Below are 23,578 nucleotides of genomic sequence, written 5' to 3' on the forward strand. Positions count from 1 at the left end.
GGGCGTCTCCTCTCTTCGGAGGGACGCCCCACGGCCATGTTCACCTGTTCGAGCGATGCCCCTCGCGGAACCGATCTCCGCCCCGCGACGTATTCACAGTGAGGGGGTTCGCTCGCGGATGTGCCGGAGGCATACGGCACGATAAGAACAAGATCGAGTCAATACCGGTGTGCGGACGGCCCCCTGCGGCCATACTGCTGGCCGGGTGGTCGTCCACCGGACCGGTGACCACCGGAGCACCGGCCGGACGGGCCGACGTCAGCGACCGAGGGGGAGGTCAAGTGACACACCCGCCGAACGCGTCCGCCGCCTCGGCGGCGCGGGGCACGGCGCCCGCGCCCGCACGCCCGGCCGGCGTGCCCGCGCAGCCGTCGCCCGCGCCCGGCGCCCCGCCCGCGGGACGCGGTGCCCTGGCCGTGGGCCGGGAGCGGCTGCGGGTCGCCACGACGACGGAGCCGGGACGGCTCCAGATCCTCGGGGCCGTCCTCGCGCTGCTCGTCGTCGCGTTCGGCGCCGTCACCGCCCTCCAGGTCGACGACCGGGCCACCGCCGCCGACGACGTCGTCAGCCGCAGCCAGCCGCTGTCCGCCGACGCCGCCGCGATCTACCGCTCCCTCGCCGACGCCGACACCACGGCCGCCAGCGGCTTCCTCGCGGGCACCCTGGAGCCGGCGGATTCACGCGCGCGGTACGACCGGGACATCGCGACCGCGGCCCGGCTCCTCGTCAAGGCCGCCGCGAGCACCGGCGGTTCCAGCGAGTCGGCCCGTGAGATCGCCACCCTCAACCAGCAGCTCCCCCGCTACACGGGCCTGATCGAGCGGGCGCGGGCCGCCAACCGGCAGGGCCTTCCGCTGGGCGGCGCCTATCTGCGGTACGCCAACCAGCAGATGACCAGCACGCTGCTGCCCGCCGCCGAGCGGCTGTACGCGGCGGAGACCGTACGGCTCCAGGAGGACGACGAGTCGGCCCGCTCCTGGCCGTTCCTCTCCCTCGGCCTCGGCCTGCTCACCCTCGCCGTCCTCGTCTGGGCCCAGCGCCGCAACTACGCCAGGACGAACCGGGTCTTCAACCACGGGCTGCTCGCCGCCACCGCCGCCACGGTGACCGTCGTGCTGTGGCTCCTCGCCGCGCACACGATCGCGCGCGGCGGGCTCGACAGCGCGCGGAAGCACGGGCAGGAGTCCCTCCAGGTGCTCAACACGGCCCGGATCAGCTCGCTCACGGCCCGCGCCAACGAGAACCTGACCCTGGTCGCCCGGGGCGCCGTCCTCACCGAGGACGGCAAGAACGACAAGTACGAGGCCGAGTACACGGCGAGCATGGACGCCCTGACGGCGGCGCTCGCCACGGCGCGCGAGCGGGCCGACGACGACAAGGGTCGCACCCCTGTCGACGAGGCCGTCTCCCGCACCGGCGAGTGGCAGAAGCGCCACAAGGACGCCCGCGCGAAGGACGAGGCCGGAGACTTCGACGGCGCCCTCGGCCGGATCGTCGGCCCCAGGGAGACGACCGGCCAGTCCTTCGACCAGGTCGACGCGGCCCTGGACGAGGCCCTCGACCACGAGCAGGACGAGTTCACCCTCGCCGCCGGGAACGCCAGGGACGCGCTGACGGCGCTGCCCCTCGGCGCCGCCGCCCTCGGGATCCTCGGCGCGGCGGGCGCCGTGCTCGGCATCAACCGCAGACTGTCGGAGTACCGGTGAGAGGGGGCGGGATGCCGAACGGCACGTACCCGCTGGTGCGGCGGACGGCGCAGCGCTTCCGGGGCTGGGGCGGGGTCGCCGCCATGGCCGTGGCCTGCGGGCTCACCGCCTCGCTCACCCTGCTTCCGCTGGCCCACCACGGCGGGGACGCGGCGGCCGTACCCGGCACGGCCGCGTCCGCGGCGGGCGTGGGCACCGCGGTCCAGGTCACCGCCGACACCTGCGAGAACCCGGAGGCGTCCCTGCGGCCCTCGCCGGCGGACGGTCCGTCGATCCAGGCCATCAAGGACCGCGGGAAGCTCGTCGTCGGCGTCGACCAGTCCAGCTACCGCTGGGGCTACCGGAACCCGGAGAAGGGCACCCTGGAGGGCTTCGACATCGATCTGGCCCGCGCCATCGCCCGGGACGTCCTGGGCGACGAGAACGCGGTCATCTTCCGGGCGATCCCGACGAACCAGCGGATCGCCGCCCTCGACAGCGGCAAGGTCGACCTCGTCGTGCGCACGATGACGATCAACTGCAAGCGGATCCAGCAGGTCGCCTTCTCCACCGCCTACTTCCAGGCCGGGCAGCAGGTCCTCGCGCCCAAGCGCGCCGAGGACATCACCGGCTACGACTCCTCGCTGCGCGGCAAGCGGATCTGCACCGCCGAGGGCTCCACGGCCTACGAGGCCCTGGAGGAGAACTCCTTCGGCGCGATCTTCAAGGACGAGGGCGACGGCACCAAGGACGACGAGGACCTGCTGACCGTGCCCAACCAGCTGGACTGTCTGGCGCGGCTCCAGCTGGGCGAGGTCGACGCCGTCGTCACCGACAACGCCCTCGCGGCCGGCCAGGCCGCCCAGGACCCGGCGGTCGAGCTGAAGGGCCGGCCGTTCACCACGGAGTTCTACGGCGTGGCCGCCAAACTCGGCAACGACGACCTGATCCGCCGGGTCAACCACGTCCTGGTGAACTACCGGCAGGGCCCCTGGCAGCAGGCGTACAAGGACTGGCTGGAGAAGGACCTGCCCGGCATACCCGGCCCGCCCGCTCCCCTGTACAAGTAGCCCCGCCCGAACGACAGCCCTGTACGCGGAGAGGAAGAGGTGACCGATGGGCGTCACGGGACCCCCTGGGCCGGTGATGGACCGGGACGAGGTGGACCGTGCGCTGGGACGGCTCGGCGCCGAGCACAAGGCGATCGAGGACTCGCTCCTCGCGCTCCAGGACCACGCGGGCCGCAGACTGCTCGAAGGGGCCGAGCTGACCGGCACGACCCGGGACCGCTGGGCGGCGACCGAGCGGACCATCACCCTGCTCTGGACCTGCTTCGACGTGTACACCGGCGCCCTGCGGGAAGCCCGCGAGCTGCGCGCCCGGCGCCGCTGGCCCGGCCGTGAGGAGCTCGTGGAGCTGACCGACCGGCTGCGCGGCGAGAGCGTGCACGTCGCGGGCGGGGCGGGCGAACAGGGGCTGCTCTCCGAGCGGTTCACCCTGGAGGGCCTGGTCCGGCGGATGAACGAGCTGTACGCGTCCTCGCTCGACGTGGTGGTCACCGCCGACGCCGTCTGGTCGGCGCTGCCCGCCCGGATAGACCTGCTCGCCGCCGAACTGCGCCGTACGCGCTCGCTCGCCCACTCCGTCGGCGTACGTCCGGGAGAGCACCCGGCAGGGGACGAGCTGGAGGCGATCACCGCCGAGCTGACCCTGCTGCGCTCCCAGGTGGTGACGGACCCGCTGGCGTTCTGGCGTCCCGCTGTCGGCAGTTCGGCGCCCGGCGGGGGCCGTCCCGACACCGGGCGGTACGACAGGGCCGCCTTGGCCCTCGAGGACGTCCGGCGGGAGATCGAGGCGGTGCTCGCGGTCCGGCAGGACTCCGAGGAGCGGCTCCTCAGGCTGCGGGACGTGCTCTCGCGGGCGGACCGTACGCTCGCCGAGGCACGGGCCGCGCGCGGCGAGGTCCTCGCGAAGATCGCCGCCTCCGAGGTGCCGGCCGTCAGCGGGCCGCCGACCGCGCTCCAGGAGCGGCTCGCCGCCGCCGCCGAATACCGCAGGCACGCCCGGTGGCACCGGCTCTCCCCGCTCCTGGAGTCCCTGGAGCGGGAGGCCGAGGACGAACTGCTGCGGGCACGGGAGTCGCTGACGGCGGTCACGGCGCCGCTCGCGGTCCGGGCGGAGCTGCGCGGCCGGCTCGACGCGTACAAGGCGAAGGTGGCGCGCCTCGGCGCGGCGGAGGATCCGCTGCTCGTGGAGCGGTACGACGCGGCCCGCAGGATGCTGTGGAGCGCGCCCTGCGATCTGCGCGTGGCGGAACAGGCCGTGCTGCGCTACCAGCAGGCGGCGGCGGACGTACTGTCCGGCCCGAGAGACGCGGAAGGACGAGAGTGGTGAGCGGGGAGACGGGCGTGGGGAGCTGTCAGCGTCCTTCGTGCGAGGGTTCGTACGAGGACATGGGAGGCGGTGAGCTGTACTGCGACACCTGCGGGCTCGCCCCGGTGGTGGCCCCCGGCGGCCTGATCGGCTCGACGCCGACGGGGATGGCCGTGCCCGGCCGGGGCACCGGTACGGGTTCCGGAGCGGGTGTCGGAGGGGCGGACTCCGGCTCCGCGCGGAGCAGTTCGCGGGCGTCCTCACGGGCCTCGTCGCGCTCCTCCCGCTCGTCCACGTCTCGCCGTTCGGTCTCCGGGCGGCTCTCGCGCTCGCTCTCCGGGGCCTCCACGTCCCGCTCGGTGTCGGTGCGCAGCTCGGGCACCTCGACCGGTCAGTCCGCGAGGAACCGGCTTGGCGCGGGTCTGGTGTCGATCCCGGAGGTGCCGCGTCCGGACCCTCGGGGCGCGGTGATGGAGAACCCCGAGGTCCCCGAGCGGAAGCGATTCTGCTCCCGCTCCGACTGCGCGGCGCCGGTGGGGCGTTCGCGGGGTGACCGGCCGGGCCGTACGGAGGGCTTCTGCACCAAGTGCGGGCATCCGTACTCCTTCGTGCCGAAGCTGCGCGGCGGCGACATCGTCCACGGTCAGTACGAGGTCGCGGGCTGTCTCGCGCACGGCGGCCTCGGCTGGATCTACCTCGCCGTCGACCGGGCCGTCTCCGACCGGTGGGTCGTCCTCAAGGGCCTCCTCGACACCGGCGACCAGGACGCCATGGCCGCCGCGATCTCCGAGCGCCGCTTCCTCGCCGAGATCGAGCACTCCAACATCGTCCGCATCTACAACTTCGTCGAGCACCTCGACCAGCGCACGGGCTCCATGGACGGCTACATCGTCATGGAGTACGTCGGCGGCAAGTCGCTCAAGGAGATCGCCAACGACCGGCGCACCCCCGACGGCCGGCGCGACCCGCTGCGGGTCGAACAGGCCTGCGCGTACGGGATCGAGGCGCTGGAGGCGCTCGGGCACCTGCACAGCCGGAACCTGCTGTACTGCGACTTCAAGGTCGACAACGCCATCCAGTCCGAGGACCAGCTGAAGCTGATCGACATGGGCGCGGTCCGGCGGATGGACGACGACGAGTCCGCGATCTACGGCACGGTCGGCTACCAGGCGCCCGAGGTGGGCGAGGTCGGCCCCTCGGTGGCGAGCGACCTGTACACGGTGGCGCGCACGCTCGCCGTGATGACCTTCGACTTCCAGGGCTACACGAACGTCTTCGTGGACTCGCTGCCCGAACCGGACAACATCGCGGTGTTCCGGACCTACGAGTCGTTCTACCGGTTCCTGGTCCGGGCCACCGACCCCGACCCGGCGCGCCGGTTCGCCTCCGCGCAGGAGATGGCGGAGCAGCTGACGGGTGTGCTGCGGGAGGTGGTCGCGCTCCAGTCGGGGCGGCCGCGCCCGGCGCTCTCGACGCTGTTCGGCACGGAGGTCCGCGTCACGGACACCGCGCTCTTCGCCGAACTGGCGGAGGACGTGTCACTGCTCGGGGCGCGCGGGGGCCGCGGGGCCCGCAAGCGGCGGACGCTGCCGGGAGGCGCCGCCGGGGCTTCGGGTGCCGTGCCGTCCGCCGGGGCGGCTTCCGGTGGCGTGCCCTCCCCTGGGTCGGCTTCCGGGGGCGTGCCCTCCCCCAGGCCGGCTCCCGGTGCCGTGCCCTCCGTCGCGCCGGGGCTGCTCGGTGGGTCGCTCGCTCCGCTCGACACGCCCGCCACCGCGCTCGCGCTGCCCGTGCCGCGCGTCGACCCGGGCGACCCCAACGCCGGCTTCCTCGCCGGCCTGGCCGCCGCCGCTCCCGGCGAGCTGCTCGGCGCGCTCCAGGCCGCGCCCACGCCCTCCGCCGAGCTGTGGCTGCGCACCCTGCGGGCCCAGCTGCAGCTGGGCGACCTGCCCGCCGCCGTACGGACCCTCGCCGGGATCGAGGAGCGGGACCCGGACGACTGGCGGGTCGTCTGGTACCGGGGCGTCACCTCCCTGGTCACCGGGGACCACGAGCACGCGGCGCTCGCCTTCGACGCGGTCTACGACGCCTTCCCCGGGGAACCGGCGCCGAAGCTGGCCCTCGGGATCTGCGCCGAGGTGCTCGGCCAGCTGGACAACGCCGCCGAGTACTACCGGCTGGTGTGGGCCACCGACCCCGGCTTCGTCAGCGCGGCCTTCGGACTCGCCCGGGTGCGGCTCGCGGCAGGTGACCGTACGGGAGCCGTCCAGGCCCTGGAGTCCGTACCGGAGGCGTCGATCCACTACACGGCGGCCCGGGTGGCGGCCGTGCGGGCGCGGCTGCGGCGGCGGCCCGCGCGGGACCCGCTGGGCGCCGATCTGACGGCGGCCGCGGCGCAGGTCTCCGCGCTCCAGGGCTTCGGTCTAGACGCGGTGCGCCGGGAGCAGTTGTCGACGGAGGTCCTCGGAGCGGCCCTGGACTGGGTACTCTCCGGAAGTCCCGGTGCGGAACCGGGCGGCGGCGCGCTGCTGCTCGGGAGTGAACTGGACGAGCGCGGACTGCGCTTCGGCCTGGAGCGCTCGTACCGGGTGCTGGCCCGGCTCGCCCAGCGCGGCGAGGAGAGGATCGAACTGGTGGAGCGGGCCAACCGCTTCCGCCCCCGGACGTGGGTGTGAGGATGTCCCAGAAGCCGAAGCCGTCGCACGGTCTCGCCGTCTGCCCGGAGTGCGCGGAGCCGCTGGAGTCGGGTGACCGGTTCTGCGGGGCGTGCGGTCACGACCTGACGGCCGTGCCGGCCGCCGGGGTGGAGCCCGACCGCCCGACCGTGGCCATCGCCACCCCCGTGGCCTGGCCGGACGCCCCGCCCCGCGAGCCCGGTTCGCTGTCGACCATGACCCAGCACCCGGGCGACCTGCCGGGCACCGACTCCGGCGGCCGCGACCTGCCCACGATGCCGGTGCGCACGGACGGCCCGGTCCCGCCCGGCGGGAACACGACGGCGGGCACCGGGGACTTCGAACTGGCCGCGCCGGATCCGCGTACGGCGGTACGGGCGGCCCCGGCCCCTCCTGCCCCGAACCCGGGCCCGAGCCCTACTCCGGCTCCCACTCCGGCCCCGGCCCCGGCCCCCGCTGGTCAGGCGCCGGCCGCCCACGCCGCCGCCGTGTGTGTGGCCTGCCGTGCCGGACGCGTCGACACCGACGGCTACTGCGAGAACTGCGGGCACGCGCAGCCCCGCGAGCGCGACCACATGGAGCGCGAGGTCACCGGTGTCGCCGCCGTCAGCGACCGCGGCCTTCGCCACCACCGCAACGAGGACGCGTTCGCCGTCTCCGCGACCACGCTCCCCGACGGCTCCCCCGCCACCGTCGCGATCGTCTGCGACGGCGTGTCCTCGGCGACCCGGCCCGACGAGGCCTCCGCGGCCGCCGCCGCGGCGGCCGGCGCCTCGCTGCACGCGGCGCTGCCCCGGGGCACCCACCCCCAGCAGGCGATGCACGAGGCGATCGTGGCAGCGTCCGAGGCCGTCAACTCCCTCGCGGAGGAGCCCGGTCAGGACGGGGCGGAGCACGATCCGCACCGCCACCGCAACGCCCCGGCCTGCACCATCGTGGGCTCCGTCGTCGCCGACGGCCTGCTCGTCGTGGGCTGGATCGGCGACAGCCGCGTCTACTGGGTGCCGGACGACCGCGCCACCCCGCCCGCCCGGCTCACCGAGGACGACTCCTGGGCCGCGCAGATGGTCGCGGCGGGCCTGATGAACGAGGCCGAGGCGTACGCGGACGAGCGCGCCCACGCGATCACCGGCTGGCTCGGCGCCGACGCGTACGAGCTGGAGCCGCACACGGCCGCGTTCAAGCCGGACCGTTCCGGTGTGGTGGTGGTCTGCACGGACGGCCTGTGGAACTACGCGGAGGGCGCCGACGACATGGCCCGGGTCGTCCCGGCCGACGCGGCGGACCGCCCCCTGCACAGCGCCCAGGTCCTCGTCGGCCACGCCCTGGACGGCGGCGGCCACGACAACATCACGGTCGCCGTCGTGCCGTTCACCGTCTCCACTCCAGGGGCAGGATCCGCCTGAGCGGTCGCCGATCCCCTGTCCCTTCACCGTTGTTGTCCGAGGAGCCGTAACAGATGGCGAACTTCTCCAAGTCGACCGTGCCCCAGTTCTCGGTGGACGTCTACCAGAACGAGTTCCTGCCCGAGGGCGGCCGTGACGTCAGCGCGATCGTGACGGTCACGTCGACCGGGGGCGGCACGAGCGGACAGCGGCTGTTCGGCCCGGCGGGCGGCGCGGCCGGGGTCGTCATCATGGTCGACTGCTCGGGGTCGATGGACTATCCCCCGACCAAGATGCGCGGCGCCCGTGAGGCGACCGCCGCCGCCGTCGACACCCTGCGCGACGGCACGTCCTTCGCCGTCGTCGCCGGGACGCACGTGGCGAAGGAGGTCTACCCGGGGAACGGCGGCCTCGCCGTCGCCGACGCCAGGACCCGCGCCGAGGCCAAGGAGGCGCTGCGCCGGCTCAGCGCGGGCGGCGGCACGGCCATCGGCACCTGGCTGCGGCTCGCCGACCGGCTGCTCTCCTCCGCCGCCGGCCTCACCATCCGGCACGGCATCCTGCTCACCGACGGCCGCAACGAGCACGAGTCGCCGGAGGAGCTGCGGGCCGCGCTCGACGCCTGCGCGGGCCGCTTCACCTGCGACGCGCGCGGAGTGGGCACCGACTGGGAGGTCAAGGAGGTCACCGGGATCGCCTCCGCGCTCCTCGGCACCGCCGACATCGTCGCCGACCCGTCCGGCCTCGCCGACGACTTCACGACGATGATGGAGCAGGCGATGGGCAAGGGCGTCGCGGACGTCGCGCTGCGCCTGTGGACGCCGGTCGGGGTGGAGATCGCCTTCGTGAAGCAGGTGGCGCCGACGGTCGAGGACCTGACCGGACGGCGTACGGAGGCGGGGCCGCGCGCCGGGGACTACCCGACGGGCTCCTGGGGCGACGAGTCCCGCGACTACCACGTGAGCGTGCGGGTCCCCCGGGCCGCGGTCGGGCAGGAGATGCTCGCCGCCCGCGTCTCCCTGATCGCCCCGGACCCGGCGGGCGGCGATCCGCGCCCGCTGTCTCAAGGACTGGTACGGGCGGTGTGGACGGACGACCTGGCGATGTCCACGTCGATCAACCCGCAGGTCGCGCACTACACGGGCCAGGCCGAGCTGGCGGACGTCATCCAGCAGGGACTCGATGCCCGCAAATCGGGCGATCAGGACGGCGCGACGGCGAAACTGGGCCGTGCCGTGCAGCTCGCGGCGGCATCGGGCAACGCGGATACGGCGAAACTGCTTTCGAAGGTGGTCGACGTCGTCGACGCGGCGACCGGTACTGTGCGTTTGAAGGCGAAGGTCGCGGAAGCGGACGAGATGACACTCGAGACCCGCTCCACCAAGACCGTTCGCGTCAAGAGGTAGCCCGGCCACCGGGCCGGACGACGAGAGGGGGAAGCACCGACATGCCGACCTGCCCGAACGGACACCAGTCGGTCTCCGACGACTGGTGCGAGGTCTGCGGCCATCGCATGGCCGGGGCGGGTGCGCCGACGGGTGCCGTACCGCCGCCTCCCCCGCCGCCGCCCCCCGCGTACGGATACCCCGGCCCCGGACAGCCCCCGGCGGGCCCGCCGCCCGGCGCGCCCGGTCACGGCGGTCACGGTGCTCCGGCCGCTCCCGGCGGCTTCGGTCCCGGTGGCGACCCGAACGCGACGGCCCAGGCGGAGCTGTGCCCGCAGTGCCGTACGCCGCGGGAGTACATGGCGCCGTTCTGCGAGGAGTGCCGCTGGAACTTCCTCACGAACACGGCGACCTCCTATACGCCGCTGGCCCCGCAGAACGCCCCGGCCCCGCCGCAGCAGCCCGGGCCGCCGCCCGGCCTGAACCTGCCGCCGGGGTTCCAGTCCCCGCCGCCCGGGCCGCCGCAGCAGCCGCAGGACCCGTTCGGCTACCAGGGTTCCCGGCCCTCGCAGGTGAACCGCCCGGCCGAGCCGCTGGGCGGCGACCCCACGCACCACCAGGCCCCGCCGCAGCGCCCGCCGGCGCAGCAGCAGCCGGGCCAGCAGCAGCCGGGCCCGCCCGCGTACCTCCAGGCCCCGGCCCAGGCTCCGGCCCCGCCCGCGCCGCCGCAGCCGCGCGCGGACGACGACTGGGTCCTCTCCCCGCCGTCGCAGCACCAGGCCCCGCCGCACCAGGCCCCGCAGGCACCGCAGGCCCCGCCGCACCAGGCTCCCCCGCCGCCTCCGCAGCACCAGGCGCCGCAGGGACCGCCGCAGCACCAGGGCCCGCCGCAGCACCAGCCTCCCCAGGGACCGCCGCCGCACCAGGGGCCTCCGCAGCACCAGGGACAGCAGCCTCACCACGGACAGCAGGGGCAGCACCCGGGCCAGCAGCCCCCGCAGCAGTTCCAGCCGCCGCGGCAGCCGCTCTCCTGGACCGCGGTCATCGGCCCGGACCGCGACTACTTCATGGCGATGATGCAGCGCAGCGGCCCGGAGGCGACGGGCCTGAACCTGCCCGCGTACTCGCCGGCCAAGCACCTGCCGCTCCAGGGCAACCAGATCTCCATCGGCCGCCGCCGGCACTCCACCGGCGAGTCCCCCGACATCGACCTGTCGGTGCCGCCGGAGGACCCGGGCGTCTCGCACCAGCACGCCGTGCTCGTGCAGCAGCCGGACGGCTCGTGGGCGGTGGTGGACCAGAACTCCACCAACGGCACCACGGTCAACGGCGGCGAGGAGCCGATCCAGCCGTACGTCCCGGTCCAGCTCCAGGACGGCGACCGGGTGCACGTCGGCGCCTGGACGACGATCACGGTCCGGCTGGGCTGACGGCGCCCGTCAGCGGTCGCCGGGCAGGGGCCAGGCGTACGGCCCTCCGGGGTCGTCGAGCCAGGCCCACTGCCGGTCGCCGCTGACCGTCACCCCGAAGCGCTCCCGCTCCGGCCGCCCCTCGCGCAGCCAGAGCGAGAGCGCTTCGCGTCTGTCGAGGGTTCCGCCGACGAGACCCCGCAGGAAGCGGAAGCGCTCGTCCCCGGCCAGGTCGGGCGGGGTCGCGTGGCCCGTGGCGCCCCGGAGCGCCACGAAGTACGCGGAGGTCGCGAGGAACCGTCCCTCCGCGTGCGTCCCGTCGCGCACCCGCAGCAGGAGCAGCCCCGTGGAGAGCGGGGTGAGGACGAGGGCGCCGGGCCGGCACTGGGCGAGCCAGGGGTACGGCACCGAGGGGACCTCGCAGGTCGCGACGATCCGGTCGTAGGGGGCGCGCTCGGGGCAGCCCCGGGCGCCGTCGGCGGCGACGACCGCGGGGCGGTATCCGGCGGCGGCCAGATGGGTCCTGGCGGACTCGGTGATCTCCTCGTCCAGGTCGACGGTGGTGACGTGCTCCTCGCCGAGGCGGTGGCAGAGCAGCGCCGCGTGGTAGCCGGTCCCGGCACCGATCTCCAGGACGTCGTCCCCGTCGCGTACGTCGAGGGCCTGGAGCATCAGCGCCATCAGGGAGGGCTGGCTGGCGGACGAGAACAGCTCGCCGTCCCGCACGCGGGTGGCGATCGCCGTGTCCTCGTACGCCCCGCGCAGCCAGCGTTCCCGGCGCTCGGGGTCGGGGTCGCCGGACCAGAGCCGCTCGTAGCCGCCGGGCCCGGGGACGTAGTAGTACGGGACGAAGAGGTGGCGCGGGACGTCGGAGAAGGCGGCGCGCCAGGTGGGGTCGGTCAGATCGCCCTCCGCCTCGATCTCCCGCACGAGCGCCCGTCGCGCCCGCGCGCCGGCCTCGGCGAACTCGTCCCGCCGCTCTTCCATGCCTCCACTCTCCCGCCGCCGGTGGTCTCGGGCGAGCGGTCCTGGACCTCCGGTCCTAGGGCCGGGCATCTGAGACGATGGAACGGTGAACGAGATTCCCGGGGAAACAACACAGGAGCAGACCTTCTACGAGCTGGTCGGCGGCGAGGAGACGTTCCGCCGTCTGGTCCGCCGCTTCTACGAGGGCGTCGCGGAGGACCCGCTGCTGCGCCCGATGTACCCCGAGGAGGACCTCGGCCCGGCGGAGGAGCGCCTCGCGCTCTTCCTGATGCAGTACTGGGGCGGTCCCCGCACCTACAGCGACCACCGCGGCCACCCCCGTCTCCGTATGCGCCACGCCCCGTTCACCGTGGACCAGGCGGCGCACGACGCCTGGCTCCGCCATATGCGCGCGGCCGTGGACGAGCTGTCGCTCGCCCCGGAGCACGAGCGGGAGCTCTGGCGCTATCTGACCTACGCGGCGGCCTCGATGGTGAACACGGCGGGCTGACGGCCCCTCATCTCCCGTTCGCGGCCCGTCGGCCCTGGACGGACACATTCCGGACCCGGAACGCCGGATAACGGTCACGATCGCATCAAGGTGCGCCCGTAAGCGGTTTCCAGCGGCACATGCGCTCTGAAAGCATCCGAAGGAAGTTTCGGGAGCGCTCGGAGCGTCGTCGACGTGCGCACCGTGATCAGGGTGGCCAGGGGGATGGGTGACGGGGTTCGTATTTCTGCGCGTCAGGGCACACCGGCTGCTGCTCTCCGCGGCGCTGCTCGCCGTGCTCCTGACCACCTCGGTGCTCGCCACCCTCGCCGCGTTCTCCGGGGCCATCGGGGACGCGGCGCTCCAGGCCGGGCTGCGGGGCGGGTCCGCGGCCGCCGCCTCGCTGCACGTCAGCGGGCAGGTGCCCGCCGCCCGGCGGCCCGGTGCCGAGGAGGCCGTCCGGGAGGGGGCCCGGAAGACCTTCGACGGGCTGCCGGTGACCGTACGGCGGCTCGAACGCTCCGGGCCGTACGCGCTGCCCCGGAGTCTCCAGGCGTCCGCCGCCCGCAAGGGCGAACCCGACCTCACCCACTTCGCCGCCCTCGACCGCTCGAAGCTCACCCTCGTCCGGGGCGCCTGGCCCTCGGCCGCCCGCACGGCCGGCGTGGTCGAGACGGCGCTGCCCGAGGAGGCGGCACGGCGGCTGCGGGTCGGCCCCGGGACCGTGCTCGACCTGAGCGACCGGCTCGAAGACCGGCGGCTGAGGACCCGGATCACCGGCGTCTACCGGCCCGCCGACCCCGGTGACCTGTACTGGCGGCTGGACCCCGCAGGCGGCCGGGGCGTGCGGACGGTCGCCTTCACGACGTACGGCCCGCTCCTCGTCGACCCGGCGGTCGTCGTCTCCGGGACGCTGAGCTCCGGCGACACCTCCTGGCTCGGCATCGCCGACTTCACCGGCCTCACCACCGACCGCATCGACGCCCTGCGGGCCACGGCGACCGAGGGCCCGAAGGCGCTCGCCGACGACCACGCCCGGTTCGGTACGACGATCTCCGCGACCACCGCCCTCCCGACCGTCCTCGAGCAGACCCAGCGGTCGCTGCTCGTCTCCCGCTCCACCCTGCTGATCGTCGCCGTCCAGCTGGTGCTCCTCGCCGCGTACGCGCTGCTGCTCGTCGCCCGGCTGCTCAGCACCGAGCGCTCCGGCGAGACGGCGCTGCTGCGGGCCCGCGGCGGTTCGCGGCGCCGGATCGCCGGCCTCGCCGCCGTCGAGGCGCTGCTGCTCGCCCTGCCCGCGGCGATCGCCGCCCCGCTCCTCTCGGGACCGCTGACCCGGCTCTTCGCCGAGCGGTCCGCGCTCTCCTCCCTCGGCGTACGGCTCGACACGACGCCCTCGCTCCAGGTGTGGCTGGTCGCCGCCGCCGTGGCCCTGTGCTGCGCGGCGGCCGTCGTCGCGCCCGCGCTCGCCGCGGGTGACGGCTCCGTCGTCTCGCTGCGCAAGGCCCGTTCGGCCTCGCTGCCCGGTCCCGTACGGGCCGGGGCCGACGTCGCTCTCCTTGCCGTCGCCGCCGTCGCGTACTGGCAGTTGCAGCGCCCGTCGGCGGCGGGCGGCGCCCTCGGCTCCGGGGAGTCCGGCGGAGGCTCCGTGGACCCGGTGCTCATCGCCGCGCCCGCCCTCGCCCTGCTCGCCGGAACCGTCCTGACCCTGCGTCTGCTGCCGCCCGCCGCCCGGCTCGCCGAGCGGCGCGCGGCGGGCGGCCGCGGGCTCTCCGCCGCCCTCGCCGGCTGGCAGTTCAGCCGCCGGCCGCTGCGCGGCGCGGGCCCCGTCCTCCTCCTCGTCCTCGCCGTGGCGATGGGCATGCTCGCCATCGGACAGAGCGGATCGTGGGAGCGTTCGCAGCGCGACCAGGCCGACTTCCGCACCGGCGCGGCCGTCCGCGTCCTCGGCACGGGCCCCGGCGAGCCCACCAGGACCGAGCAGCTGGGCGCCGTACCGGGCGTCCGCGCGGTGGCCCCGGTGCACCGCACCACCATGGACGTCGCCGGGAAGAACGCGACCGTCCTCGCCGTCGACACCCGCAACGCCGCCGGCGGCCTGCTCCTCCGTCCCGACCTCGCCGACGTCCCCGTCCGCTCCCTGCTCGCCCCGCTCGCTCCCCGGGCGACCACCCGCCCCGGTCTCGCGCTGCCCGCGGGCACCCGGGCGCTCACCGCCGACCTGCGCCTCACCGGGCCGACCGCCGCCGCCCGGGTCACGGCCGTCCTGGAGGACCCGAACGGCATCCCGTACCGGCAGACCATGGGGTCCGTGCCCTCCGACGGCCGGACGCACCGGCTGACCCTGGACCTCGGCGGCGTGACCGCCGTACCGGGCACCGACGCGAGCCGCGGCTCCGGCGGCCTGCTCACCCTCACCGGCCTGGAGGCCGCCGCCCTGATCGACGACGGCGCGGAGGACACGCAGACCGTGCGCGTCGAACGGTTCGGCGTGATCGGTGGCGCCGGCGAGCGGGTCCACGCCCCGGGGCAGCTCCTCGCCGCCTGGACGCACCTCTCCGAGCAGGCCGGGGAGGACACGAAGAGCGGCGGTCCCACGTCCGGCGTCCCCGGCGCCCCCGGCCGCGGGGGCCGGCCCGCCCCGTACACCGTCTCCTTCGCGGTCACCGGCGCGCCCCCCGAAGAGAATTACCGGGGGCCCGAGGAGTACCTCCTCCGGATGACCGCCCCCGGGCCCAAGGCACCCGAACGGCTGTCGGCCGTGGCCACCGGGGCCTTCATGGCGGCTACCGGAGCCGAACCCGGCGAGCCGATCGAGGTCCCCATCGGCGGCCGGAACGTCGACGTCACCGTCGACCACGTCGTCGGGGAACTGCCCACCACCGGGCCGGGCGGCCGGGCACCCTCCGCGACCACTCCCCTCACCACCCCCAACGACGGCGGGGCGATCCTCCTCGACCTCGCCTCGGTCAACCAGTACCTGTCCACCGGCGAGGCGTCGACCGTGCCCGCCACCGAATGGTGGCTGACCGTCGCTCCCGGCCGGGCCGACGAGGTCGCCGCGGCCCTGCGCGCCCGGCCCGACGCGGACCCCGCCCAGGTCCTCGTACGCGACGAGCTCGCCGCCGAGCTGCTCGGCGACCCGCTCGGCGCGGGCCCCAACGCCGCCCTGATGGCGGTCGCCGCCGCCGCGGCCGCGCTCGCCGCCGTCGGCTTCGCGGTCGGCTCGGCCGGCGCGATGCGGGAACGTTCCGCCGAGTTCGGGGTGCTGCGGGCGCTCGGCGCGCCGCGCCGCCGCCTCGCCCGGCTGATCGCCGCCGAGCAGGGACTGCTCATCGGCATCGGCCTGCTCGTCGGCATCGGACTCGGCACCGTCCTGGCCCGGGCCGTCGTCCCGCTCGTCGTCCTCACCGGCCAGGCCGCCCGTCCCGTGCCCCCGGTCCTGGTCGAACTGCCCGTCGGCCAGGTGGCCCTGCTGCTCGCCGGCGTCGCGGCGCTGCCGCTGGCCATGGTCGCCGCGATCGCCCTGCGCCCGACCGACCCGGCCGTGACCCTGCGCCACCAGGGGGAGAACTGATGGCGCCGGCCACGCCGTACGACGGCCGCAGCGACGAGAGCGGCGACAGCCACGGCGACCGGGCCGGTCAGGGCGACCGCGACACTGCCGACGACCGTGCCGGCCACGGCGACCACGACAGCGACCGCGAAGGCCACGGCGACCGCGACCGCACCGACATGCCCGCCGTACGCAGGAAGGCTCCCGACATGACCCGGCCCCGGTCTCGCCCGTCCCGGTCCGACAAGCCCGCCCGCGCCGTGGCGCCCTGGGTGCGGACCCGGCTGCGGACCGCACCGTGGGCCGCCGCCTCCCTCGCCCTCCTCGTCCTGGTCACCGCCTACCTCGCGGCCGCGCTGCCGCGCGCGGTCGACGTGTACGAGACCGAGGGGCTGCGGCACGACATCCGGACCGCCGCACCCCGCACCTCCGTCCTCGAACTCACCGTCCCGCTCCCCGTGGCCCCGCCCGAGTCGAGCCTGGCCCCCGGTGTCCTCCAGGAGCAGCGCGACGCGGTGCGCGGCCTGTTCCCCGAGCCGATCCGGACCGACCCGGGACAGAGCGTCCACGGCGTCCGTACGGTCAAGCGCGTCGAGGCGCTCGACCCCTGGCTGCCCCGGCCCGACGGCATGTCCCCCGAGCTGGTGCTCTCCTCCCCCTCCGACCTCACCGGGCACGCCACCCTGCGGAAGGGCCGGCTCGCCGCGGGCACGGCCCGTGCGCCGGAAGCGGTGGTGACCGCGAGGACCGCCGCGTCCCTGGGTCTGAAGCCCGGCTCCGTGGTGCACGTGCCGAGCAAGGTCAGCGCGGAGCCGATCGCCGTCACGGTCACCGGGATCGTCGAGCCGCGCGGCCCCGAGGGGGCGTACTGGGCGGTGGAGCCGCTCCTCCGTACCCCCGCGCTCGCCGCGCTGGTCGAGAACGGCGAGGTGAAGCACTACTGGCAGGGCGCGCTGCTCCTCTCCCCCACGTCCGCGCCCGTTCTGCCCTCCACCATGGGCGACCCGGAGGTCTTCTTCCGGTTCATGCCGACGTCCGGCCATCTCACCGGCCGGGACACCGACCGGCTCGCCGCCGCGCTCGACTCGGCGGCCGGCGGCCCCGACCTGGTCAGGATGCGGAAGGTCCTCGGGCCCACCGGGGCGCTCACCACCGAACTCGACGCGATCGTGGACGCGTACCGTTCGATGCGGGAGGCGATCGGTCCGGTCGTCGCCGTCGCCGTCTTCGGGATCGGCGCGGTCGCCGCGGTCGTCCTCGCCATGACCGGCGGGCTCTTCGTCGCCCGCCGGGACGGCGAACTGGCCCTGCTCCGCTCGCGCGGCGCCTCGCTCACCGGCATCGGGCTGCGGCTGCTCGGCGAGACCTCGGCGGTCGCCGTACCGGCCGCGGCGCTCGCCCTGGCCCTCGCGGTGGCGACGGTACGGGCGCCCGCCGGCGGGTCCGGCGACATCCCCCTCGGCCCCTCGCTCCTCGCCGCCTCGGTGGTCGCCCTGCTCGCGATGCTCGTCCTGCCGGTGCGGGCGGTCGTCCTGCACCGGCGGCCGCGCCTGCACGGCGGCCGCGACGACCTGCTCACCGCGCGCCCCTCCCGGCGCCGTACGGTCGCCGAACTCACCGTCCTCGTCCTCGCCGTGGGCGCGGTCGCCTCCCTCCGACTCCGCGGAACCGGCGACTCCGGGGACCATCTGGTGAGCGCCGCCCCGGTGCTCGTCGGACTGATCGCCGCCGCGCTCCTCGTACGGATCTATCCGCTGCCGCTGCGGTGGCTCGCCCGGCCCGCCCGCCGGCTGCGCGGGGCGGTCGGTCCGCTGGCCCTGGCCCGCGCCGGACGCTCCTCATCGGCGGGCACGCTCCCCCTGCTCGCGCTCGTCCTCGCGCTGACCACGGCGGCCTTCGGCGGCTCGGTCCTCGCCGGGGTCGCCGACGCCCGCGACCGGGCCGCTCTCCTGGCGACCGGCGCGGACGCCCGGATCGACGGCTCCGCGGAGTGGACCCCGCTGCCCGCCGGTCTCACCGAGTCGGTGCGCGGGACGGCGGGGGTACGGGACGTGGCGCCGCTGCAGATCGAGTACGGCGTGGCGCTGCCGTCCTTCCAGGGGACCTCCGCCCAGCCGATGAGCGGCACGCTCGTGGGCGTCGAACCGGGCTCGTACACCCGGCACGCGGAACGCACCGGCTTCGGCCCGTTCCCCGCGGGGCTGCTCGCGTCGACGGGCAAGGGCGGCAAGGAGGCCGCGGCCGACACCGAGCGGGTGCTGCCCGCGGTCGCCTCCCCTTCGGTCGCCGAACGCCTCGGCAGCGCGCCGCAGGAGATCGTGTCGGCGGCCGGCGTCTTCCGTGTGAGGGTGGTCGCCGTCCGGTCGGCCACCCCGGCCCTGCCCGGCGAGGACTTCCTGCTCGTCAACGCCGCCGACCTCACCCACCGGACCCCGACGGCGCTGCTCGTCACGGGCCCGAAGGACGGTGCCGCGCTGCGGGCCGCCGTGAAGGCGAAGTCCGGCGCCCTGCTCGTGACGATGCGCAGCGAGGAGCGGGCCGGCTATGTGGACTCGCCGCTCCAGTCGGGCGCCGAGCGGATGTACCTGGGCGCGATCGGCGTGGGCGCCGGTTTCGCCGTGGTGGCCGTACTGCTCTCCCTCACGCAGAACGCGCCGGAGCGGACGACGCTCCTCGCACGGCTGCGGACGATGGGGCTGACCCGGAAGCAGGGGCGGCGGCTGCTCGGACTCGAAGCGGTACCGCAGGCGGTCCTCGCGGCGCTCGGCGGGACGCTCGTCGGCTGGGCGACGGTGCCGCTGCTCGCCCCCGGCATCGACCTGTTCCGGCTCGCGCTCGCGACGACACCGGGGTACGCGCCGCTGGACAGCGCGCCGCTGCGCGCGGACCCGTGGTCGCTGCTCGTGCCGGCGCTCGGGGTCGTCCTCCTGACGGCGACGGCGGCGGCCGGACAGGCCTGGTGGGCGGGGCGCAAGGGCTCGATCAAGGAACTCAGGGCAGGAGACGCACGATGACGAAGACCGGGACGACCCTCAGCACCGCTTCGGACACCACCCTGGAGGAGCTGGAACGGCGGGCGACCGCGCACCGCGACCGGCCCTCGTACGGTCATGACGCGCTCATCGCCTGCGACCGGCTGGTCCGGATCTTCACCACCGACGGGGTGGAGGTGCAGGCCCTCCAGGGGCTCGACCTCCTCGTCAAGGAAGGCGAGCTGATGGCCCTGGTCGGCGCCTCGGGCTCCGGCAAGTCGACGCTCATGAACATCCTCGCGGGCCTGGACGTGCCGACCGCCGGCGCGGCCCGGGTCGCCGGGTGCGATCTGCTCGCCATGGACGGCAGGGCGCGGCTGCGCTACCGCCGCGAGGTCGTCGGCTTCGTCTGGCAGCAGACCGCCCGCAACCTCCTGCCCTACCTGACGGCCGCACAGAACGTGGCGATGCCCATGCAGTTGCGGGGCAGGGCCCGGCAGAAGACGCGGCGGGCCGAGGAGCTCCTCGCGATGCTGGGCATCGCGGAGGTCAGGGACCGGCGGCCGCACCAGCTGTCCGGCGGCCAGCAGCAGCGGGTGGCCATCGCGGTCGCCCTCGCCAACAACCCGTCCGTGCTCCTCGCCGACGAGCCGACGGGCGAGCTGGACTCGGCCACCGGCGAGCAGGTCTTCGCGGCCTTCCGCCGCGCCAACGACGAACTGGGCACGACGATCGTGATCGTCACCCACGACCAGGCCGTCGCCTCGGAGGTACGCCGGACGGTCGCCATCCGCGACGGCCGCACCTCCTCGGAGGTGCTGCGGCGCACGGAGGTCGACGAGCAGGGTCAGGAGTCGCTGGTGGCACGGGAGTACGCGATGCTCGACCGCGCGGGCCGGCTCCAGCTCCCGGCGGAGTACACCCAGGCCCTCGGCATGGAGCACCGGGTGGCCCTTGAGCTCGAACAGGACCACATCGGGGTGTGGCCGGACGACGCGGAGCGGTGAGAGGGGGCGGGTGGGGGTGAAACCGGGGAGCGGCGGCGGACGTCCCACTCCCGGGGTGATGTCCATGTCATCGACGGAGTCGTCGGGAAACATGCGGGCCTGGGGGATCGTGGCTCTGCCCGCGGTCTGCGCGGCCGCGCTCTACGCCTGGTCGGCCTGGTGCTTCGGAGGCGAGAGCGCGCCGTCCACCACGGTCGCGGTATCGGTCGGCGGGGCGGCGATCCTCGCGGCGGCCGTGGCGTACTTCCTGCTCGTCGACGGGGCCATGGGCCTCTTCGGCGCGCTCGCGCTGGTCGGCGGGCTGCTGCTGACCGTGGCCACCGCGGACCAGGCGGCCTCGCGGGGGGCGGTCGCCACGTGTGTGGTGGTGACGGTCCGAGCGGAGGAGCGGACCTCGGTCGGCGAGGGCGGTGCGACCACGGTGGTGTACCACCACACCCTGCGCTGCCCGGGCGGCTACCCGTCGACCGTCACGGAGGACCACCGGGCCGCCGAGGACGGCGGGGAGGTACGGGTGGCGTACGACCCGCGACGCCGGGTGGCCCCGGCTCTCGAGGGTTCCACCTCGCCGCTGCGGCAGGCGGTTCTCGCCGTCCTCCTGCTGGCGGCGGCGACCGCGGGGGCGAGGCGGTTCAGCCGGCAGGGCGGCAGTCCGGAGGAATGAGCCCGGCGACGGTGGGCCGGAAGCCGGCCCGACGGTCATCGGACCCTCAGGCCCGACAGTCATCGGCGTCGCCTCAGGCCCGACGTTCATCGGACCCTCAGGCCCGACGTTTCAGCGGGGCGCGACCGTCAGGGACATCGGTGCGGTACGGAGGGCGATCGAGCCGTACGCGGTGCGCAGCCGGAGCCACGGCCCGGAGGCGAACAGCGCGACGGCGGCATCCGGGTCCGCCGACGGCAGGAAGCCCAGCGACTGTGCGGCGTGCACGGCACGCAGGGGCAGACCGGTGGGCCCGAGGGTCCGGGACCAGATCTCGCGGCCGATGCGGTCGCGCTCCGCCCTGGTCCGCCGCTCCTCGGGCAACTCCTCGTCCCGCGCCCGGAACTCGGCGACGGCGGCGGCGACGGCGCCCCGCATCTCCGCGGCACCCGGCAGCCCGGCGACCGGCGCCCAGCCGGTGCGGGGCGGGAGCACGCCCGCCCAGGCCGGCCCGGTCACGGACTGGGGGACGACCGCCTTGCCCGCCGACTCCTCGATGCCTTCGAGGAGTTCGCCGGCGGAGACGGTGACGTCGAGTTCCACGGCGTCGACGAGCCGGGCCGTACGGATCGCGAGCACCTCGAAGGACGCGGGCCGGCCGAAGACGGCCAGCGCTCCGCCGCCCGCCTGGAGGCGGACGGCGGCGGCCCGGTCGTAGTGGACCAGGCGCGTCAGGAAGGCGGCGAGCGCCGCCGCCTCCCTGGCGTCGTCGAAGTGCAGCGGAGCGAACACGGTCATGCGGCGGACTTCGCCCCTCCGGAGGTCATCGCGTCGTCGACGTACTCCTGGAGGAACGCGCGCTCCTCGGCGGAGATCCGGCGCGGTCGCTGCGCCTCCAGGTCGAAGGGCACGACGACCGTGGACGCCCGTACGTACGTGACGTCGGGGTCCTTGATCTCGTACGCGATCGTCAGCGACGCCGCGCCCATCTTCGTGACCCAGGACTCGATGGTCACCGGCTCGTGCCGGTGGACCAGCGGCCGCAGGTAGTCGATCTCGTGCCGGGCCACGACGGACCCGCCGGAGAACGAGGGGGAACCGTCCCCCGGCGCCAGCCGGAACATGAAGTCGATCCGTGCCTCTTCCAGGTACCGCAGGAAGACGACGTTGTTGACGTGCCCGAAGGCGTCCATGTCCGACCAGCGCAGGGGACAGCTGTAGATGTGGCGCACGCTCAGCCTCGGGTCAGCTTCTTGTACGTGGCACGGTGCGGACGGGCCGCGTCCGGGCCGAGGCGCTCGATCTTGTTCTTCTCGTACGACTCGAAGTTGCCCTCGAACCAGTACCACTTCGAGTCGCCCTCGTACGCGAGGATGTGCGTCGCGACCCGGTCGAGGAACCAGCGGTCGTGGGAGATGACCACGGCCGCACCGGGGAACTCGAGCAGCGCGTTCTCCAGCGAGGAGAGGGTCTCGACGTCGAGGTCGTTGGTGGGCTCGTCGAGGAGCAGCAGGTTGCCGCCCTCCTTGAGCGTGAGCGCCAGGTTCAGGCGGTTGCGCTCACCACCGGAGAGGACACCGGCGGGCTTCTGCTGGTCCGGCCCCTTGAAGCCGAAGGCGCTGACGTACGCGCGCGACGGCATCTCGACCTGGCCGACGTTGATGTAGTCCAGCTCGTCCGACACGACGGCCCAGAGGGTCTTCTTGGGGTCGATGTTGGCGCGGGTCTGGTCGACGTAGCTGATCTTGACGGTCTCGCCGATCTTGACCTCGCCGGAGTCCGGCGCCTCGAGACCCTGGATCATCTTGAACAGCGTGGTCTTGCCGGCGCCGTTCGGGCCGATGATGCCGACGATGCCGTTACGGGGCAGGGTGAAGGACAGATCGTCGACGAGGACCTTGTCGCCGAACGCCTTGGAGAGGTTGTTGACCTCGACGACGATGGAGCCCAGACGCGGGCCCGGCGGGATCTGGATCTCCTCGAAGTCCAGCTTCCGCATCTTGTCGGCCTCGGCCGCCATCTCCTCGTAGCGAGCGAGACGGGCCTTGGACTTGGTCTGCCGGCCCTTGGCGTTGGAGCGGACCCACTCCAGCTCTTCCTTGAGGCGCTTGGCGCGCTTCTCGTCCTTGCGGCCCTCGACCTTGAGACGGGTGGCCTTCTTCTCCAGGTACGTGGAGTAGTTGCCCTCGTAGGGGATCGCGCGGCCGCGGTCGAGCTCGAGGATCCACTCGGCGACGTTGTTCAGGAAGTACCGGTCGTGCGTGACGGCGACGACGGCGCCCGCGTACTTCGAGAGGTGCTGCTCCAGCCAGTTCACCGACTCGGCGTCGAGGTGGTTGGTGGGCTCGTCGAGGAGGAGCAGGTCCGGGGCCTCGATCAGCAGCTTGCAGAGCGCGACACGGCGCTTCTCGCCACCGGAGAGGTTGGTGACGGGCCAGTCGCCGGGCGGGCAGCCCAGGGCGTCCATGGCCTGCTCGAGCTGCGCGTCGAGGTCCCAGGCGTTGGCGTGGTCCAGGTCCTCCTGGAGCTTGCCCATCTCGTCCATCAGCGCGTCCGAGTAGTCGGTCGCCATGAGCTCCGCGACCTCGTTGAAGCGCTTGAGCTTCCCCATGATCTCGGCGGCGCCGTCCTGGACGTTCTCCAGGACCGTCTTGGCCTCGTCCAGCTTCGGCTCCTGCATGAGGATGCCGACGCTGTAGCCGGGCGACAGGAAGGCGTCACCGTTGGACGGCTGCTCAAGGCCCGCCATGATCTTCAGAACGGTGGACTTACCGGCACCGTTCGGGCCGACCACACCGATCTTCGCACCGGGCAGGAAGCTCAGCGTCACGTCATCGAGGATGACCTTGTCGCCGTGCGCCTTGCGCGTCTTGCGCATCGTGTAGATGTACTCAGCCAAGAGAAACCGTCCGGCAAAGAGTGAGTGGGCAGATACACCCCATCTTGCCTGACCGCCACCCTCGGGGGCGAACTCGTTGACGGGGGAAGGGCTCGACCGCCCTTTTCCCGGGTCGGTCCGTAGCGGTCCGCTCACT

The 23,578-nt window shown here is 74.4% G+C and carries 16 protein-coding genes; 12 read left to right on the plus strand and 4 right to left on the minus strand.

What is annotated here, in order from left to right; translation table 11 throughout:
• The first annotated feature begins 281 nt into the window (after positions 1 to 281).
• The 7 genes from ACZ4VK_RS04345 to ACZ4VK_RS04375 are packed head-to-tail and all read left to right on the plus strand — an operon-like array spanning position 282 to position 10,930.
• Positions 282 to 1,706, plus strand: coding sequence for a hypothetical protein (locus ACZ4VK_RS04345; RefSeq protein WP_468348267.1), 1,425 nt, complete (start codon positions 282 to 284; stop codon positions 1,704 to 1,706).
• Positions 1,707 to 1,717: 11 nt separating this feature from the next.
• A complete protein-coding gene (locus ACZ4VK_RS04350) occupies positions 1,718 to 2,755 on the plus strand; it encodes a glutamate ABC transporter substrate-binding protein (protein WP_468348269.1) in 1,038 nt (345 codons plus the stop codon).
• Positions 2,756 to 2,801: 46 nt separating this feature from the next.
• Entirely contained in the window at positions 2,802 to 4,079 is a 1,278-nt protein-coding gene (locus tag ACZ4VK_RS04355) for a hypothetical protein (RefSeq protein WP_468348271.1), read from the plus strand.
• 59 nt (positions 4,080 to 4,138) lie between these two features.
• Positions 4,139 to 6,730, plus strand: a complete 2,592-nt coding sequence (locus ACZ4VK_RS04360; RefSeq protein ID WP_468348273.1) for a serine/threonine-protein kinase — start codon at positions 4,139 to 4,141, stop codon at positions 6,728 to 6,730.
• 2 nt (positions 6,731 to 6,732) lie between these two features.
• Complete coding sequence (locus ACZ4VK_RS04365; RefSeq protein WP_468348275.1) at positions 6,733 to 8,136, plus strand: PP2C family serine/threonine-protein phosphatase; 1,404 nt, start codon at positions 6,733 to 6,735, stop codon at positions 8,134 to 8,136.
• A gap of 53 nt (positions 8,137 to 8,189) precedes the next feature.
• Positions 8,190 to 9,521 carry a vWA domain-containing protein gene (locus ACZ4VK_RS04370; RefSeq protein WP_468348277.1) on the plus strand — a complete coding sequence of 444 codons (1,332 nt, stop codon included), beginning with the start codon at positions 8,190 to 8,192 and terminating at the stop codon, positions 9,519 to 9,521.
• Between the two features lie 41 nt (positions 9,522 to 9,562).
• The gene (locus ACZ4VK_RS04375) at positions 9,563 to 10,930 is read left to right on the plus strand and encodes an FHA domain-containing protein (RefSeq protein WP_468348279.1); all 1,368 of its coding nucleotides are present in this window, start codon (positions 9,563 to 9,565) and stop codon (positions 10,928 to 10,930) included.
• A 9-nt stretch (positions 10,931 to 10,939) separates the two neighbouring features.
• Here ACZ4VK_RS04375 and ACZ4VK_RS04380 read toward each other — a convergent pair whose 3' ends face one another.
• Positions 10,940 to 11,896 (minus strand): methyltransferase domain-containing protein, encoded by a 957-nt coding sequence (locus ACZ4VK_RS04380; protein WP_468348281.1) that lies wholly within the window; start codon positions 11,894 to 11,896, stop codon positions 10,940 to 10,942.
• Between the two features lie 85 nt (positions 11,897 to 11,981).
• On the opposite strand from ACZ4VK_RS04380, the gene ACZ4VK_RS04385 reads away from it, so the two are divergent.
• The 5 genes from ACZ4VK_RS04385 to ACZ4VK_RS04405 all read left to right on the plus strand — a co-directional run bounded on the left by ACZ4VK_RS04385 (position 11,982) and on the right by ACZ4VK_RS04405 (position 20,564).
• Entirely contained in the window at positions 11,982 to 12,386 is a 405-nt protein-coding gene (locus tag ACZ4VK_RS04385) for a globin (protein ID WP_468348283.1), read from the plus strand.
• A 208-nt stretch (positions 12,387 to 12,594) separates the two neighbouring features.
• Positions 12,595 to 15,942 carry an FtsX-like permease family protein gene (locus ACZ4VK_RS04390; protein WP_468348285.1) on the plus strand — a complete coding sequence of 1,116 codons (3,348 nt, stop codon included), beginning with the start codon at positions 12,595 to 12,597 and terminating at the stop codon, positions 15,940 to 15,942.
• Between the two features lie 188 nt (positions 15,943 to 16,130).
• Complete coding sequence (locus ACZ4VK_RS04395; RefSeq protein ID WP_468348854.1) at positions 16,131 to 18,935, plus strand: FtsX-like permease family protein; 2,805 nt, start codon at positions 16,131 to 16,133, stop codon at positions 18,933 to 18,935.
• Positions 18,932 to 19,900 carry an ABC transporter ATP-binding protein gene (locus tag ACZ4VK_RS04400; protein WP_468348287.1) on the plus strand — a complete coding sequence of 323 codons (969 nt, stop codon included), beginning with the start codon at positions 18,932 to 18,934 and terminating at the stop codon, positions 19,898 to 19,900. The genes ACZ4VK_RS04395 and ACZ4VK_RS04400 overlap by 4 nt, the downstream gene beginning before the upstream one ends.
• 64 nt (positions 19,901 to 19,964) lie before the next feature.
• On the plus strand, positions 19,965 to 20,564 hold the full coding sequence (locus ACZ4VK_RS04405) for a hypothetical protein (protein ID WP_468348289.1): 600 nt from the start codon (positions 19,965 to 19,967) through the stop codon (positions 20,562 to 20,564).
• 111 nt (positions 20,565 to 20,675) lie between these two features.
• On the opposite strand, the gene ACZ4VK_RS04410 is transcribed toward ACZ4VK_RS04405, so the two are convergent.
• Genes ACZ4VK_RS04410 through ettA form a run of 3 tightly spaced genes read right to left on the minus strand, consistent with a single transcriptional unit; the run spans position 20,676 to position 23,442 of the window.
• Positions 20,676 to 21,341: a DUF8010 domain-containing protein gene (locus ACZ4VK_RS04410; protein ID WP_468348291.1), complete on the minus strand. Its 666-nt coding sequence runs from the start codon at positions 21,339 to 21,341 to the stop codon at positions 20,676 to 20,678.
• Complete coding sequence (locus ACZ4VK_RS04415; protein WP_468348293.1) at positions 21,338 to 21,775, minus strand: acyl-CoA thioesterase; 438 nt, start codon at positions 21,773 to 21,775, stop codon at positions 21,338 to 21,340. The genes ACZ4VK_RS04410 and ACZ4VK_RS04415 overlap by 4 nt, the downstream gene beginning before the upstream one ends.
• 2 nt (positions 21,776 to 21,777) lie before the next feature.
• On the minus strand, positions 21,778 to 23,442 hold the full coding sequence (ettA, locus tag ACZ4VK_RS04420) for an energy-dependent translational throttle protein EttA (protein WP_468348295.1): 1,665 nt from the start codon (positions 23,440 to 23,442) through the stop codon (positions 21,778 to 21,780).
• Positions 23,443 to 23,578: the final 136 nt, after the last annotated feature.

It is taken from the genome of Streptomyces sp. NPDC028711 (assembly GCF_055565415.1).